A 13,550-nucleotide genomic window follows, 5' to 3' on the forward strand; every position below is an offset into this window, starting at 1 on the left:
TCTCGTCGTTAATTGTTTGAATCCCGACTCGCCAGGTACGCTTTGATCGCCGGTTTCAATTGTTGAAAACGCGCCAACGATTCAGCGCGCCAAACCTCGTCCCGGTTGTAATACGCCTCGAACGCTGGCGTGGATTCAGGCAACACCACCCAAGGCTGTTTTGTCGAGGTAAAAATATGAACATCAGGTGGCAACTGCTGTGCATCGTCAAGCGTACCAACGCGCACAAAACAGGTCAGCGTGCCGCTGCCTGCGTAGTGGCTCCACACCGCCACATGGCAATGCGGGCAGCGGGCGATGTCTTGGCCGTATCCGCTGAGCGACGGCGTGTGTACAACTTGCGGTGCAATGCCGAGGCTTTCCAACCGGTCAAACTCAATCATGGCGTTCAGCGCAAAAGCCGTTCCGGTCTCACGTTGGCACCAGGTGCAGTGACAGCAATGCACGATCATCGGTTCGGTGTTCAGTCGGTAACGAACCTGGCCGCAGGTGCAGCCGCCTTCTATCGGAAAACGCGTATCCAATGTCTTGCCCCCTGAGTCGGTTGATCAACTTTTGTATTCAGTTCGCCAGCCATTTATACATCACCAACGCATCGACCAATCCCAAGGTCGAGTGATTAAAAGCACGCGGTAAACGGCCTACGGTTTCAAAGCCTAATTTAGTCCACAAGCGCACAGCCCCTTCATTCGACGACGCCACAATATTGAACTGCATGGCCTGGTAACCCAACTCGACAGCCATCTGTTGTGAGTGCTCACACAATTGCGTAGCCAGGCCCAGACCGCGCGCCGCCGACGCTACCATATAGCCACAATTGCAGACGTGGCTGCCCGGCCCGGCCTGGTTCGTTTTCAGATAGTAGGTCGCTAAAATTTCACCGTTGTCGTTTTCATATACAAAGGTTTGGCGCGGTAATTCCATCCACAAGCGGTAGGCTTCTTCGCGGCTTGTATCCACGGCGAAGGCGTAGGTGTCGCCGGTGCGAACGACTTCCTGGAAGATGGGCCAGATGGCATCGAAGTCGGCGTCTGTAGCGGTCCGAATCATGTTCGTTTTCTCAATTCATGTGCGTGAATCTGATAGCCAAGTTTTTGATAAAAACCCAGCACCCGATGATTACCCGACAATACTTTCAAATGCAGCGGTAATTGTTCTGGTGTATTGGCTTCCACCCAAGCCAGCAACGCCTTGCCATAGCCCGACAACCGGGCGCTTTCCACCACATAAAGTTGCCGGACATAGACTCGATTTGTTTCGACGGCAAACAGGCAATAACCGAGCAATCGATTACTGTCTTTCGCTGCCACAACTTGGTAGTAACCGGCCAGCCAGCCGCGCATTCGTTGGCTGAGTTCATCGAGCGACAGCCGGGTGTCGCTGCCCTCTTCCTGAATCAGCGCCTGGTTTAATACTGCTAATTGGTCGGAGGAGGTTGGGCCAAGCCGAACTAACTCAGCCATTGAATCGGCTCAACCAAAGTTTGATACCGGCGGTGGTAAAAATGCCGGCGGCGACGGCCAACGCGCGTGACCGGCCGCCATCCAGAGCGGTGTTGGAAATCGCCAGTGTCGCCGGGCCTGGGCTGGCACAGGCGATCAGGGTAGCGGCCACAATTAACCAGTAATGGATGTCGGCCATGGCACTCTCGATACGCGGTGGAATGAACGGGCAAACCACTATATCGCAGCAAAAAGTGCGCGCCACCCTTGGCTAAAATCGCAGCGGTTATCCGGCTTGAGTTGCGGCCGTTTCCTGGCCGCGAATGCGACCAAAGGCGACAAAGGCGATCAGGGTTGCGATGGCGGTACTGACGGCAGCGGCCCAGAACACCGTGCCGGCTCCGGTCCATAACCAGCCAGACAACAGGTTGCCGACAATCAACCCGACGCCCATGCCCGTGGCGACATACAAGCCCTGCCCCAGGCCTTGACGGCTCGGCGGGAACAGACGACCGACGCGGTGAATAGCAACCGAATGCACCACGCCAAAGGTCAGGGCGTGCAGCATTTGGGTGAAAAACACCAGGGCAAAACTGCCGTCCACTGTTGCCAAGACCGACCAGCGAACAACGGTTGCGGCCAAGGCGGTCAGCAATAAAAAGCGTTCGGTGAAGCGCTGAAACCAGACACCGATGACGAAGAACACCGCGACCTCTGTTGCGGTGCCAAAGCTGATCAAAAAGCCGATGCTGCTGGCGCTGAAATCGCGCGCTTTCAGAAACAGATCGAAAAAGGTGTTGTAGGGCGCGATACCGATTTGCCAGAAAAATACGATAGCCAGCAACACGCTGACCTGGCGCCAATCAATCGGCATGGTTTCGCCGGCGCGAATGGCCTGGCGCTGGGCGGAATCTAACCGGGTTTCGGTGGGAATCAGCCAGGTGGTCAGCCACATCAAAACGCATAGCACCACGCCGATGACCGGCAAAATGGTGACCGGAAAATAATCCAGTGCCGTGCCGAGCATCCACACCATCGCCACGTAGCCGACCGAGCCCCACAATCGCACCTGGCCGTAGCGTGATTTATCGGTGCTGAGCACCGTCATCGCCAGCCCTTCCATCTGCGGTAATACCGCCGACAGGAAAATGCCGAACAGACCGAACACACCCAGGTACCAATAAAAGCCGGTGCCAAAGAGCGTCAGCAAATAGAACAGGCCCATCATGACAAAACCAAACCGAATCACCGGCAGACGCCGGCCGGTGCGGTCGCTGATCAGGCTGAACAGAAAGGGCGCAAATACATTCACACCGAACACCAGCGCCGAGATGATGCCGATTTGCGGAGCGCTCAGGCCACGGGCATCCAGAAACCGAGCCAGAAAAGGAAAGACCACCCCAAAGAGGGTGAAATAACAGGCGTACATTGGTGACAGTCGCCAGGCTTTCTCTCGGAAGGTTAAATCGGTCATGCGCAGTCTCGGTGGATCGAATACAACACGCCGGCGGTTAGGCCGGCACTTCTATGTTTTGCAAATACAGGTCTTACAAATAAGTCTTACAAACCCTTGGGGCGTTACAGCGGTCTGGATTTCAGCGCTTTCTGGCGTTCGCGGCGCTCGGCAAAAAAGCGTGACATCAACTCGGCGCACTCGGCTTCAAGCACCCCGCCGGTGACATCGAGGCGGTGATTGTACGGACCTGCATCGAGCAATTGCAGGTTGGAACGCACCGCCCCACTTTTGGGTTCGCTGGCGCCGTAAACCAGACGCCCGATGCGGCTGTGCACCAGCAAGCCGGTGCACATGGTGCAAGGCTCAACGGTGACGTACAGCGTCGCGCCGCTGAGCCGGTAATTGCCCAACGCCTGGGCGGCGGCGCGAATGGCGACCATTTCGGCGTGGGCGCTGGGGTCGAGCCGGCCGATGGGTTCGTTGTAACCCTCGCCGATCACTTCGCCGTTATGCACCACGACCGCGCCGACTGGCACCTCGCCTGCGGCAAAGGCACGTTCGGCCTGGGCCAGCGCCAGGCGCATGTAGTCGGAATCGTCCATTGCGCCTCCCGGCTTAAAAAAGGCCGCCATCATACAGCAGCACCCGGGGCAGTTCAGCCACGGCGGTCTCGTTCACGTCCGCCGGTTCAGGTTAGCTCAGAGGAAACGCAGTGGTTCGCAACGACAGCGGTTGGTCAGTTGCCTGGCTCCAACGGCTGGTTCAGGATGGGGAACTTCTGCACGCGAACAACGTCATCTGCATCGTCATTCAACGCTTTCAACCGAGGATCGTCTTGTGACCGATTACACCCCACCCAAAGTCTGGACCTGGGAAACCCCTAACGGCGGCGAATTCGCCAGCATCAACCGCCCCATCGCTGGCGCGACGCACGACAAACCCTTGCCGGTCGGCAAACACCCCATGCAGCTTTACTCGCTCGCCACGCCAAACGGTCAGAAAGTCACCATCCTGCTGGAAGAATTGTTGGCGCTCGGCCACAGCGGTGCGGAATACGACGCCTGGTTGATTCGCATCAACACTGGCGACCAGTTCGGCAGCGGCTTTGTGGAAGTGAACCCCAACTCCAAAATTCCGGCACTGATGGACCGCTCCGGCCCAGAGCCGATTCGGGTGTTCGAGTCCGGCTCCATCCTGCTGCATCTGGCGGAAAAGTTTGGTGAGTTTGTGCCGATGACGCCCGGCGCAGCGCGCACCGAATGCCTCAACTGGTTGTTCTGGCAAATGGGCAGCGCGCCCTATGTTGGCGGCGGATTCGGTCACTTTTATTATTACGCGCCGGTGAAAATTCAGTACGCCATTGATCGCTTTACCATGGAAACCAAACGCCAGCTCGACGTGCTCAACCGTCAACTGGCGGAACGGGAATACATCGCCGGCGACGACTACAGCATTGCCGACATCGCCATCTTTCCCTGGTACGGGGGCCTGGTGAAATTCGATTCCTACAGCGGCTCGGAGTTTTTGTCGGTGCACGAATACTCACACGTGCAACGTTGGGCCGACACCATTGCTGAACGCCCGGCGGTGAAGCGTGGCCGGATGGTGAACCGCGCCTTCGGCGAGTTGTCCGAGCAGTTGCACGAACGCCACGACGCCAGCGATTTCGACACCAAAACGCAGGATAAAATCGACGGTTAACACCGACCGAAATCAAGCAGCACCTCAAACCGACACGTTGCAATAACGCGCGCGGTTTGAGGTACGGCAGGCTTATTCGGGCTTCAAAACAATGCGACCATTGAGCGAGCGATCTTCCATGCGTTCGTGGGCCTGAACCGCCTGATCGAACGTCAGTACATCCACCTCGGTTTCACCGAGACCCGCCTCAACCATAATCAATGCCGCCTGCAACGCTGGACGAATCCATTCCGGGCGCGGCCCCATAAAGGCACCCGCGTTGAACCCGGAGACCGTTACGCTGTTCAGCCAGAGGTCGCTGGTCTTCACCTGATGCGACCAATCGCCACTGGCATTGCCAGACACAATCAGCCGGCTGCCGGGCTTCATTACCGCGAAGCTGTCTTGCCGGACCGAGCCACCCACCGCGTCGATGATGACGTCAAATTTTTCATCGCCCAGGTCGTCCACGAAGGTCGCCGAATTCACAATACGGTCGTAGGGCAGCTTTGTTTTCTCAGCAGCCGCCAGCTTGCTGGCACGCACGGTACCCACAACGCGAGACGCGCCCAATTGTTTTGCCATACCCGGAAACGCTGCGGCGAAGCCACCCAGGGCACCTTGCACCAGCACCGTCTCACCCGGCGATAAGTGTGCAACGCGGCTAAACGCCACCTGCGCCATCGCCGCGTTCGGCAACACCGCCACCGCCAGGGCCGGATCGATACCCAGCCCATCGATCGACACCATCATGGACGCTTTGGCGACATAGGCCGACGCATAACCGCCAATACCCGCAGACGACATCGACACCACTGGCTCGCCGACACGGAACTCCGTTACGCCCGCCCCTAAAGCCCGCACGGTACCGGCCACTTCCAGGCCAGGCACAAATGGCGGCGCGGGCATGCCCGGTGCGTCTTTAAACAGGCCTTGCCGGAAAAACACATCCACCAGCCCAACCGCCGCGTGGCTGACGTCGATCAACACCTCGCCCGGACCAGGCGCAGGCGTCGCCAGTTCAGTGACAGTCAGGACCTCCGGCCCACCAAATTGAGAAATTTGTACCGCTTTCATAAAACACCTCTGACGGCTGATGATGAAAATTCCAATAACGCACCTAGTGATGCGTTAAATAACGATAGCACAGCAAAGATGTAACGCACAGCAAGATGCGTTAAAGTTCCGCCCATGAAACAAAGAGCCCGCTCCGCCCAAGACAAACAACAGCGCTTCCAGGCGCTGCTCGACGCCGCTGAACGCCTGGCTTTGGAACAGGGAGGTGTCCGTTTTCTAACGGTGGCCGCCGTTACCGAGCGGGCGGGATTGCACCGAACGGGTGTCCGGCGTTACTTCGCGAACAAAGAGGAAATGCTGCTGGAGCTGGCTGAACGTGGCTGGGGCCAATGGCGCGACCGCATCGAACAACGCCTCGGCCAGCAGACGGATTTAACCCCGATCGACGTGGCCGACATCGCAACCGGGACCATCACATCCATGTCGGTATTTTGCGATCTGCTAACCCACGTCACGTTGAGCCTCGAAGGCAGCGTCGACATCGAACGCGCCCGCCGCTTCAAAACCAACGCCTTCGCCGCATTCGACGACATTGTAAAACGACTCAGCCAGGCCAGCGTGATGACGCCAGAACAGGTGCAGGAAATAATGGGAATGACCACCATGCTGGCAGCCAGCTTTTGGCAAGCGTCGCACCCGACGCCAACCCTGGCGGAACTGTATCGACAAGAACCAAAATGGGGGCACGTTGCGCTCGACTTTGGGCCCCGGCTAAAACGTTTGTTGCGCGCGGCCGCCGTAGGTTTAACGCAACAAAGGGCAGACACAGACTGAGAATCCGATCAGAAACAGAACAACAAGAGGGTATCGACCGTGCTCTACCTGCTCACCAAAAGCCTGCACATTCTCGCCGTTATCATCTGGCTGTCCGGCTTCGCCGCATTGGCAATCGGTTTGCTGACGCCCGGCAAAGCGCACTTAGAGCTGCTGCATCGATGGGATAAGCGAGTTACCAACCCGGCCTTGGCTCTGGTCTGGGTGCTGGGCCTGATTCTCGCGTATTGGGGAGGCTGGTTCGGCGCGACCTGGCTGTGGATCAAACTGGCGGCTGTGTTTGTGTTGTCAGGGTTGCATGGAACCTTGAGTGGGCGAACGCGTCGGGCACTTAAAAACGATTCAACCGATCAACTGCAAAGCCTGGCGAAACCAGCGTTGGGGTTGTCGTTGCTGCTGGTCGCCCTGGCAATTCTAATGGTGGAAACGAAGTTTTATTAGTCCGGCCATGCCTGATGTTCACTGCCACAACGACAATAACTAAACCCGGATAAAACCCGGCGACAAGCCGGGTCATCAATCAACTCAGGTACGGAAACGCGCAACCAGAGTCGACAGTTCACGGCCAAGGTCGGACTGTTGCCGGCAAAGAGCACTGACCTGTTCTGACAACGAATTCACTTCATTAGCCGAATCACTGATGGTGACCAGATTCTGGTTGATGTCTTTGGAAACCAGATGCTGCTCCTCAGTGGCACTGGCCGTTTGAGTGGTCATATCACGAATTTTTTCAACAATGGTTTCAATCTGCTCGAAAGCGCCGAAGGCTTCATTGGCAAGTTCTGCCGAGGTTTCCGACTCTCTGGCACTTTGTTCCATAGTGGCGCTGACAGTGTGTGTCTGATCCACCAGCTTGCGCAGAATAAGATTAATTTCCTCAGTGGAATCCTGGGTACGTTTTGCCAGGTTTCGCACCTCATCGGCCACCACCGCAAAACCACGCCCCTGTTCACCGGCACGCGCTGCTTCAATCGCCGCGTTCAATGCCAGCAGATTGGTCTGTTCGGCAATGTCCTGAATGGTCGTCAGAATGTTATTAATGTTGTTGGTTTCCTGAGCCAGCGCCTGAATATCCGCGTTGGATGATTCAATGCTTTTGACCAGACTGCGAACGCTGTTGGTGCTGCGCTCCAAAACGTCTTTGCCAATCCGGGTTGCTTTCAAACCATCTTCAGAAATGGACGCCGTTTCAACACTGTTACTGGCAACCTCGCTCGCGGCGGACGACATTTCTGTGGTCGCCGTTACGATCTGATCGATGGCATGCAATTGCTGGGTGGTGGATTGTGAAACCAGCTCGGCACGATCAGAAGTATCGTTGGAAATGGTGTCCATACTGATGGACTTGTCTTTAACCGACTGAATCAGTTCTTGTGTTGACGCCATAAACTGATTGAACCAGCGTGCCAGCTCGCCAGTTTCATCCTTGGAATCCACCTCAATCCGGTTGGTCAGGTCACCCTCGCCTTCGGCAATAGTCCGCAGATTATTTTTTACCGTGTTAATGGGTCTGACGATTCGCTGCGCAATAAAAGTTGCACCGGAAATAAGCACAAGCACCATGATCAGGCTGACAACGGCGGTAGTAATTCTGACGCGTGAAACACTGGCAAAAATTTCGGATTTTTCTTTAACGCCGACAAACTTCCAACCCAGTGACGGCGACTGATAGACGTTCGCCATGTAATCAACACCGTCGATTTCAAACTCAACCACGCCGGAGTTTGTCTGCGCAATGGTTTGATAATGCGGTGCAGTTAACTCACTCAAATTCTTAAAGTTGTTTTCGACATTGCCGCCGTCGACCAGAACGGTGCCACTGCCTTCGATCATGATGACATAGCCGGTCTCACCGAAGGTGACGCTCTGCACCATGTCGGTCAGCGCCTTAAGCGACACATCAATCGCTACAACACCGCCAAACTGCCCTTGCGAATTTTTGAACCCTTTGATGACAGACACATAAACGGCATCGTCCGGTTCCCAGTAATATCCATCGCGACGGATCAGCGAGTAATTGGCGTTCTGCCCCATTTCATGCCAAGGCGTTTCCCGCGGATCCCAATCGGCGTATTCATCGGTGCCGGGCCATTCCGCATAACCGCCATCGGCGGCAGACATATAGACGTAACCGAGCATTGGGTTGTTTTCGCCAATGGCACTGAAGGCGTCGAATACATCTTTTTCCAGACCGCCGTGTGCATTGGCCATTTCAGCCGGGCGTAGGCCCTGCCCAAAGTATTGAGTCAAATCTCCAGGTCTGAGATTTCTGACCACAGGAAGGTCGGCCATAAAAGAAACGTTGTAACCGATAACGTCAAAGAAGGTGGTGAAGGTCTGGTCAACGATGGAAATATCGGTAGAGCTGGATTCGGTAAACTGCGCTTTGGCCTCGCTGGAGATACGTTGAGTGATCAAAATGGCGACCACCAAAACGGGCACCAGAGTCGTTACCAAAAACGCATAGAGAAGCTTGGTTTTGATGCTCACTTAGTATTCTCCACAAAGGTTGTCCATAACAATGCGCCAGTTCAGTGACGAAACCGTTTCGGCCTGGATGACACCGTTATGCGATTGATCATTGTTAAAACAGTGGTCAAATGCATAGCCCGTCATAAATAGTTTTCGGCTTATTAGCTCCATTTCATTAGCGGCGCTCAAGGATCAAACTTAAGTGTAGAACGTCGATAATTCCCGGCCCGATAAATTAACCGGTGGTTTCACATCAATACCACGACCTCTGATCATCAATCAGTGCCGGACGAGCAGCTGTAATAATTCAGAAATATTTGCCAGCTCTTGTTACCAGTTACTCGATATCAATTCATTGGCAGCCGAAGAGTCCAGTCCATACATCGATTGGACTCTCCATCAATGTTAAAGCGCCTTGTGATTCTGCACCGCCTCCCAGAGCGTCGGCTTTAACTGCTGGAACCGTTCGTCAATCGCTAACGGGTTGGTTCTGTTCAGTTCAATCATTTGCAGCCGGGCATCGCCGCCGCGAACAACCTGCAATCGATCCTGTTCGATGCCGTCCACAATGGCGTCTACGACCGACTCGACCGTTTCTTTATGAAAGCCAAGTTCCGGTCCGGCATTGCTGCTTTGCATCATGGGCGTATCAGTCGCGACCGGATAAACCGTCATAACACCAATCCCCTCGCCCTTCAGTTCCCGACGCAGCGCTTCGCCAAACATGGCAATACCCGCCTTTGACGCAGCATAAGTGGCATAAAACGGCGCGCCCACCAGACCCATGGCCGATGCAACATTAACCACCAGCGCTGCCCCGGCCTGGCGCAGCATAGGTAACACTGCACGGGTCAGCAGTATGGGTGCCAGGGTGTTTACCTCGATCATCTGTGTCAGTTCCGACTCACTGATGTCTTCGATTCTGCCACCGCGAACGCCACCGGCGCTGTTAATCAGCATATCCAACCCGCCAAGTCGAAGTTGAATGGCAGCCACTACGCTGGCACATCCTGCGGCCGTTGTGATGTCAGCCGCCACAAAGTGCGCACGGCCACCGGTTTGATTGATACCAGATGCCGTTAAGGATGCTGCCGCTTCACGCCGCCCAATGATGAGCATTTCGGCTCCCTGCTTGGCTAACGCCTTTGCCAGTGCTTGGCCTATTCCACTTGAGCTTCCGGTAATGGCGATTCTCTTGCCGTTAATGTCCATGACGAATCCTCTCGATTCACTGTGCTTGTGTTAGAACGACGCTTTACCGATTCAGTCGCCAGCATCGGCCTGCGACGCCTGCCCGGTAATAAAGCCGGCGTCGTCAGCATGACAACGCCGGCAAGCATGAAGGTCAGGTCAGAGTGAGCGCATCGAAGCCTGCTTCAGCGCCGGCAACATCTCAGACGGATCCGGTCGGCGGGTGTAGTCGGGATTGACCTCGGCATAAAGTACGGTGCCGTCCTGGGCGACGACATAACGGCCCGGCATCGGCAAGGTCCAACTGTCATCATCGTTGAACAACGGTAAGTCGTTCTTCAACGATTGATAGAGTTCCACCAGATAGTCCGGCAGCGTGAAGCGCAAACCGAAGGCGGCCGCCACTTCGTTGTGGCTGTCCGACAGGATCGGAAAACTCAGATTATTTTTGCGCACCGACTTGCGACTGTTAACCGGATTTTGCGGCGAGATGGCAACCAGCCTGGCACCAAGCGCCTCGAATTCCGGCAAGGTAGCCTGCAACGCTTCCAACTCCATGTTGCAGTACGGACACCAGACACCGCGGTAAAAACTGATCACTAACGGACCTTTGGCCAGCAGACTGGCCGACGATACCGAATTGCCTTCGTGGTCTGTCAGTACGAAGGCCGGAATTTTGTCACCCGCCTTAAGTGCCTGCTGGGCAGCACCTGAAGCAATCAGTTCTTTGGTAGCGCGATGCATCGTTTCGATAACGGAAGGCGGCACGTTATAAGGCGGTTTACCGGCTTCGAAATCCGCTTTAAAAGCGTCAAGTCTGTCTTGAAGAGACATAAGTTTTCTCCTGTGAATGTTTTTTTGAAACCGTGATGGGTATTGCGAACGTCAGCTTTCAGTTGCCATGGAGCGGGCCACTTCGGCGGCACTGATACCCTCCAGAGCCAGGCCATAGCCGGCTCCGTCTTCAATAATCCGACGCAGTTTCTGCGTCAGAGCTATGCGGGTATAACGACCGGTGAGTGGCGGCAGAGCGGCGATGCTCTCGGCAATTTCGTGAGCACGTGCAAGCAGTTGATCCGTCGCTACCACTTCATTGACAACACCCCACTGCTGGGCCGTATTCGCGTCCAGTAGCTGACGGGTCAGAATGAAATAACGTCCACGAACGCTGCCTATCACTTCAGGCCAAAGCAGGTTGACGCCATCACCCGGTACGATGCCAAAATCAAAATGCGGCTTGTCCTGGAAGACCGTTTCCGGTGTGGCGAGAACGATATCGGTCAGCAGGGCGTACTCACTGTGGAGCAACACCGGGCCGTTCAACGCGGTAATCATGGGCACCTCGATATCGAGGATATTCATCAGCACTTTTTTGCCTTCGCGATAGATTTTGTCGTAACCGGTTGGCGTGAAAAAGTCGAAGCCATCGGGTGAAATCGCATCCATAAAGGCATCACCCGAACCCGTCAGGATGACCACGCGGTTATCGGGATCGGCGCCAATCTGATGAAACAATTCAACAAACTGCTCATGGGTGTAGCCATTGAAAACGAGCTTGGCTCCATCGGTGTGAAAGCGAACTTCCAACACACCGCTTGCCGAGCGGTTCAGGTACGCATTGGGAAAAGCGTTTTGATAATCTGCAAAACGGGACATGATTTTCTCCTCAATTATTTCGTCTGATTTTGGTCTGTTATTTGGTTTGCTATTTGAAACTGATGGCAAAGCAATCAGTTGCGCGGATCAGCTTTTTGGAATCAGTGCCTCGACTCGGGCAATGGCTCGAACCACCGCCGGGCGCGTTGCGATTTCGTCATACCAGCGCGACAGGTTGGGCTTGTCGTCCAACGTCACCTCGGCAAAGGCGCGTCGCCACAGCCAACCGAAGTGAACGATGTCGGCGATAGTAAAGTTGTCACCGGCGACGAACGGCTGTGTTGCCAGCCGGCCATCGAGCAACGTCAGCAGGCGTTCGGCTTCGCCGGAAAAACGCGCTTCGGCAATCGGCTGTGGTTCGGCGGCATAACGTTTGAAAAAGCCGGCATTACCCAGCGCCGGACTTAAGCCAGAGGCGTGAAAAAACAGTTGCTCGAAAACCGGGGCTCGCGCGGGGTAATCCTTCGGCAGCAACTGCCCGGTTTTCTCCGCGAGATAAACCAGAATGGCGGCACTTTCAGTAACGACTAACGGAGCATCGTCAGCCTCCCGATCCACCAACACCGGCACCTTGCCATTGGGGTTGAGCGCCAGAAACGACGCCTGTTGCTGTTCGTTGTTGCGGACATTGACCGGTTTCAGGTCGTAGGCCAGGCCCATCTCTTCCAACGCAATCGGAACCTTGACGCTGTTCGGGGTGGCAAATGCGTAGACTTCAATCATCTGTGAACTCCTTCGACATCACTGTCTGGGTTGTTTGTAAGCGGGGACAGTTATATCCATTCCTCAGAAGTCATGGCAGACTGGAAAAAGCAATATTGGTTATTCCATAAAGGAATGATATGGACAGATTTCAGGCAATGAATGTGTTTGTACGGGTGGTAGAAACGGGATCTTTTTCAGGAGCGGCTCGTCAAATCGGAGTTGGTCAGCCCGCTGTTTCCAAAACCATCGCGCAATTGGAAGACCGGTTGCAGGTGCGTTTGCTGGTTCGTTCGACACACGGACTGACACCGACCGATGCCGGCTTGCGTTTCTATGAAAGGGCACGGGCGGCCATTCGTGAAGCCGACGACGCAGAAGAAGCGGCCCGGGGGGAAGGTGCGGGGCTTTTGGGGCGCCTCAGAATTTCGGCGACAACAACGTTCACACGCCTGCTGATCATCCCCCACCTGCCGGAATTTTTGGCACTGCACCCGGAACTGAGCATTGATGTGGTTATGGATGACCGGGTAATTGACTTGGTGGCAGAAGGCATCGACATAGCATTGCGCATCGGTAAGCTTGCCGATTCCAGCGCTGTGGCGCGGCGTCTTGCACGCGGCAAACGGTCGGTTATCGCCACACCCAGCTATCTGTCACAGGCAGGCATACCAAGAACGCCGGCCGACCTTGCCAGCCACGAAGCGGTTATCTACAACCAACTGACCAACCACTGGACCTTCAACCGCAATGGCACGGAAACATCGATTACCGTTAACGGCCGGGTGCGCCTCGGCGCCGCCGAGGGTATTCGTGCGGCAGTGCTGGCTCACATAGGGCTGACGATCAATTCCGACTGGATGTTTGCACCCGAACTTGCCAACGGCACCGTTGTTCGTGTGCTAGAAGACTGGTCACTTGCTCCCATTGATCTCTGGGCAGTATTTCCCACCGGCAGGCTTGCCAGCACCAAGGCGCGGGCCTTCGCCGATTTTGTCGAAAAACTGCTGAAACGGGAGACGGAACAATAAGCCAGAGGTTGTATCGACGGAGGAAAATATTCGCAGTTGCGGTGGTGGAAATACTGCCAACAATCAGGC

The 13,550-nt window shown here is 55.4% G+C and carries 16 protein-coding genes; 4 read left to right on the forward strand and 12 right to left on the reverse strand.

Translation table 11 applies throughout. The features are described 5' to 3' along the window. Positions 1–8: 8 nt before the first annotated feature. The 6 genes from DW349_RS11505 to tadA all read right to left on the reverse strand — a co-directional run bounded on the left by DW349_RS11505 (position 9) and on the right by tadA (position 3,500). Positions 9–524, reverse strand: coding sequence for a GFA family protein (locus DW349_RS11505; protein WP_198650459.1), 516 nt, complete (start codon positions 522–524; stop codon positions 9–11). A gap of 37 nt (positions 525–561) precedes the next feature. After that, complete coding sequence (locus tag DW349_RS11510; protein WP_108125185.1) at positions 562–1,050, reverse strand: GNAT family N-acetyltransferase; 489 nt, start codon at positions 1,048–1,050, stop codon at positions 562–564. Next, positions 1,047–1,463 carry a GNAT family N-acetyltransferase gene (locus tag DW349_RS11515; RefSeq protein WP_108125183.1) on the reverse strand — a complete coding sequence of 139 codons (417 nt, stop codon included), beginning with the start codon at positions 1,461–1,463 and terminating at the stop codon, positions 1,047–1,049. The genes DW349_RS11510 and DW349_RS11515 overlap by 4 nt, the downstream gene beginning before the upstream one ends. Further along, positions 1,456–1,641 carry a hypothetical protein gene (locus DW349_RS11520; protein WP_108125182.1) on the reverse strand — a complete coding sequence of 62 codons (186 nt, stop codon included), beginning with the start codon at positions 1,639–1,641 and terminating at the stop codon, positions 1,456–1,458. The genes DW349_RS11515 and DW349_RS11520 overlap by 8 nt, the downstream gene beginning before the upstream one ends. Positions 1,642–1,728: 87 nt before the next feature. Continuing rightward, on the reverse strand, positions 1,729–2,916 hold the full coding sequence (locus tag DW349_RS11525; protein WP_108125181.1) for an MFS transporter: 1,188 nt from the start codon (positions 2,914–2,916) through the stop codon (positions 1,729–1,731). Positions 2,917–3,020: 104 nt separating this feature from the next. Continuing rightward, positions 3,021–3,500, reverse strand: a complete 480-nt coding sequence (gene tadA, locus DW349_RS11530) for a tRNA adenosine(34) deaminase TadA (RefSeq protein WP_108125180.1) — start codon at positions 3,498–3,500, stop codon at positions 3,021–3,023. A gap of 235 nt (positions 3,501–3,735) precedes the next feature. Between tadA and yghU the strand changes: the two genes are divergently transcribed. Next, entirely contained in the window at positions 3,736–4,599 is an 864-nt protein-coding gene (yghU, locus tag DW349_RS11535) for a glutathione-dependent disulfide-bond oxidoreductase (protein ID WP_108125179.1), read from the forward strand. Between the two features lie 72 nt (positions 4,600–4,671). On the opposite strand, the gene DW349_RS11540 is transcribed toward yghU, so the two are convergent. Then, on the reverse strand, positions 4,672–5,655 hold the full coding sequence (locus tag DW349_RS11540; protein ID WP_108125178.1) for a quinone oxidoreductase family protein: 984 nt from the start codon (positions 5,653–5,655) through the stop codon (positions 4,672–4,674). Between the two features lie 114 nt (positions 5,656–5,769). Between DW349_RS11540 and DW349_RS11545 the strand changes: the two genes are divergently transcribed. Both DW349_RS11545 and DW349_RS11550 read left to right on the forward strand, forming a co-directional pair. Continuing rightward, on the forward strand, positions 5,770–6,429 hold the full coding sequence (locus DW349_RS11545) for a TetR/AcrR family transcriptional regulator (RefSeq protein ID WP_108125177.1): 660 nt from the start codon (positions 5,770–5,772) through the stop codon (positions 6,427–6,429). A 39-nt stretch (positions 6,430–6,468) separates the two neighbouring features. Next, positions 6,469–6,870: a CopD family protein gene (locus tag DW349_RS11550; RefSeq protein ID WP_108125176.1), complete on the forward strand. Its 402-nt coding sequence runs from the start codon at positions 6,469–6,471 to the stop codon at positions 6,868–6,870. An 84-nt stretch (positions 6,871–6,954) separates the two neighbouring features. Here DW349_RS11550 and DW349_RS11555 read toward each other — a convergent pair whose 3' ends face one another. The 5 genes from DW349_RS11555 to DW349_RS11575 all read right to left on the reverse strand — a co-directional run bounded on the left by DW349_RS11555 (position 6,955) and on the right by DW349_RS11575 (position 12,471). Next, positions 6,955–8,919 carry a methyl-accepting chemotaxis protein gene (locus DW349_RS11555; protein WP_108125175.1) on the reverse strand — a complete coding sequence of 655 codons (1,965 nt, stop codon included), beginning with the start codon at positions 8,917–8,919 and terminating at the stop codon, positions 6,955–6,957. A gap of 387 nt (positions 8,920–9,306) precedes the next feature. Further along, the gene (locus DW349_RS11560; RefSeq protein ID WP_108125174.1) at positions 9,307–10,113 is read right to left on the reverse strand and encodes an SDR family NAD(P)-dependent oxidoreductase; all 807 of its coding nucleotides are present in this window, start codon (positions 10,111–10,113) and stop codon (positions 9,307–9,309) included. A gap of 138 nt (positions 10,114–10,251) precedes the next feature. After that, positions 10,252–10,926: a peroxiredoxin-like family protein gene (locus DW349_RS11565; RefSeq protein ID WP_108125173.1), complete on the reverse strand. Its 675-nt coding sequence runs from the start codon at positions 10,924–10,926 to the stop codon at positions 10,252–10,254. Positions 10,927–10,977: 51 nt separating this feature from the next. Beyond that, positions 10,978–11,748, reverse strand: a complete 771-nt coding sequence (locus tag DW349_RS11570) for an enoyl-CoA hydratase/isomerase family protein (RefSeq protein ID WP_108125172.1) — start codon at positions 11,746–11,748, stop codon at positions 10,978–10,980. Positions 11,749–11,835: 87 nt separating this feature from the next. Beyond that, entirely contained in the window at positions 11,836–12,471 is a 636-nt protein-coding gene (locus tag DW349_RS11575) for a glutathione S-transferase family protein (RefSeq protein ID WP_108125171.1), read from the reverse strand. Between the two features lie 119 nt (positions 12,472–12,590). Here DW349_RS11575 and DW349_RS11580 point away from each other — a divergent pair, with 119 nt between their 5' ends. Then, a complete protein-coding gene (locus DW349_RS11580) occupies positions 12,591–13,481 on the forward strand; it encodes a LysR family transcriptional regulator (RefSeq protein ID WP_108125170.1) in 891 nt (296 codons plus the stop codon). Positions 13,482–13,550: the final 69 nt, after the last annotated feature.

It is taken from the genome of Saccharospirillum mangrovi (assembly GCF_003367315.1).
GTDB lineage: Bacteria > Pseudomonadota > Gammaproteobacteria > Pseudomonadales > Natronospirillaceae > Saccharospirillum > Saccharospirillum mangrovi.

Bases quoted from the DNA above. Each gene is read 5' to 3' on its own strand.
- DW349_RS11510 (WP_108125185.1), bottom strand. From the start codon at position 1,050: ATGATTCGGACCGCTACAGACGCCGACTTCGATGCCATCTGGCCCATC.
- DW349_RS11515 (WP_108125183.1), bottom strand. From the start codon at position 1,463: ATGGCTGAGTTAGTTCGGCTTGGCCCAACCTCCTCCGACCAATTAGCA.
- DW349_RS11520 (WP_108125182.1), bottom strand. From the start codon at position 1,641: ATGGCCGACATCCATTACTGGTTAATTGTGGCCGCTACCCTGATCGCC.
- DW349_RS11525 (WP_108125181.1), bottom strand. From the start codon at position 2,916: ATGACCGATTTAACCTTCCGAGAGAAAGCCTGGCGACTGTCACCAATG.
- tadA (WP_108125180.1), bottom strand. From the start codon at position 3,500: ATGGACGATTCCGACTACATGCGCCTGGCGCTGGCCCAGGCCGAACGT.
- DW349_RS11540 (WP_108125178.1), bottom strand. From the start codon at position 5,655: ATGAAAGCGGTACAAATTTCTCAATTTGGTGGGCCGGAGGTCCTGACT.
- DW349_RS11545 (WP_108125177.1), top strand. From the start codon at position 5,770: ATGAAACAAAGAGCCCGCTCCGCCCAAGACAAACAACAGCGCTTCCAG.
- DW349_RS11560 (WP_108125174.1), bottom strand. From the start codon at position 10,113: ATGGACATTAACGGCAAGAGAATCGCCATTACCGGAAGCTCAAGTGGA.
- DW349_RS11565 (WP_108125173.1), bottom strand. From the start codon at position 10,926: ATGTCTCTTCAAGACAGACTTGACGCTTTTAAAGCGGATTTCGAAGCC.
- DW349_RS11570 (WP_108125172.1), bottom strand. From the start codon at position 11,748: ATGTCCCGTTTTGCAGATTATCAAAACGCTTTTCCCAATGCGTACCTG.
- DW349_RS11575 (WP_108125171.1), bottom strand. From the start codon at position 12,471: ATGATTGAAGTCTACGCATTTGCCACCCCGAACAGCGTCAAGGTTCCG.
- DW349_RS11580 (WP_108125170.1), top strand. From the start codon at position 12,591: ATGGACAGATTTCAGGCAATGAATGTGTTTGTACGGGTGGTAGAAACG.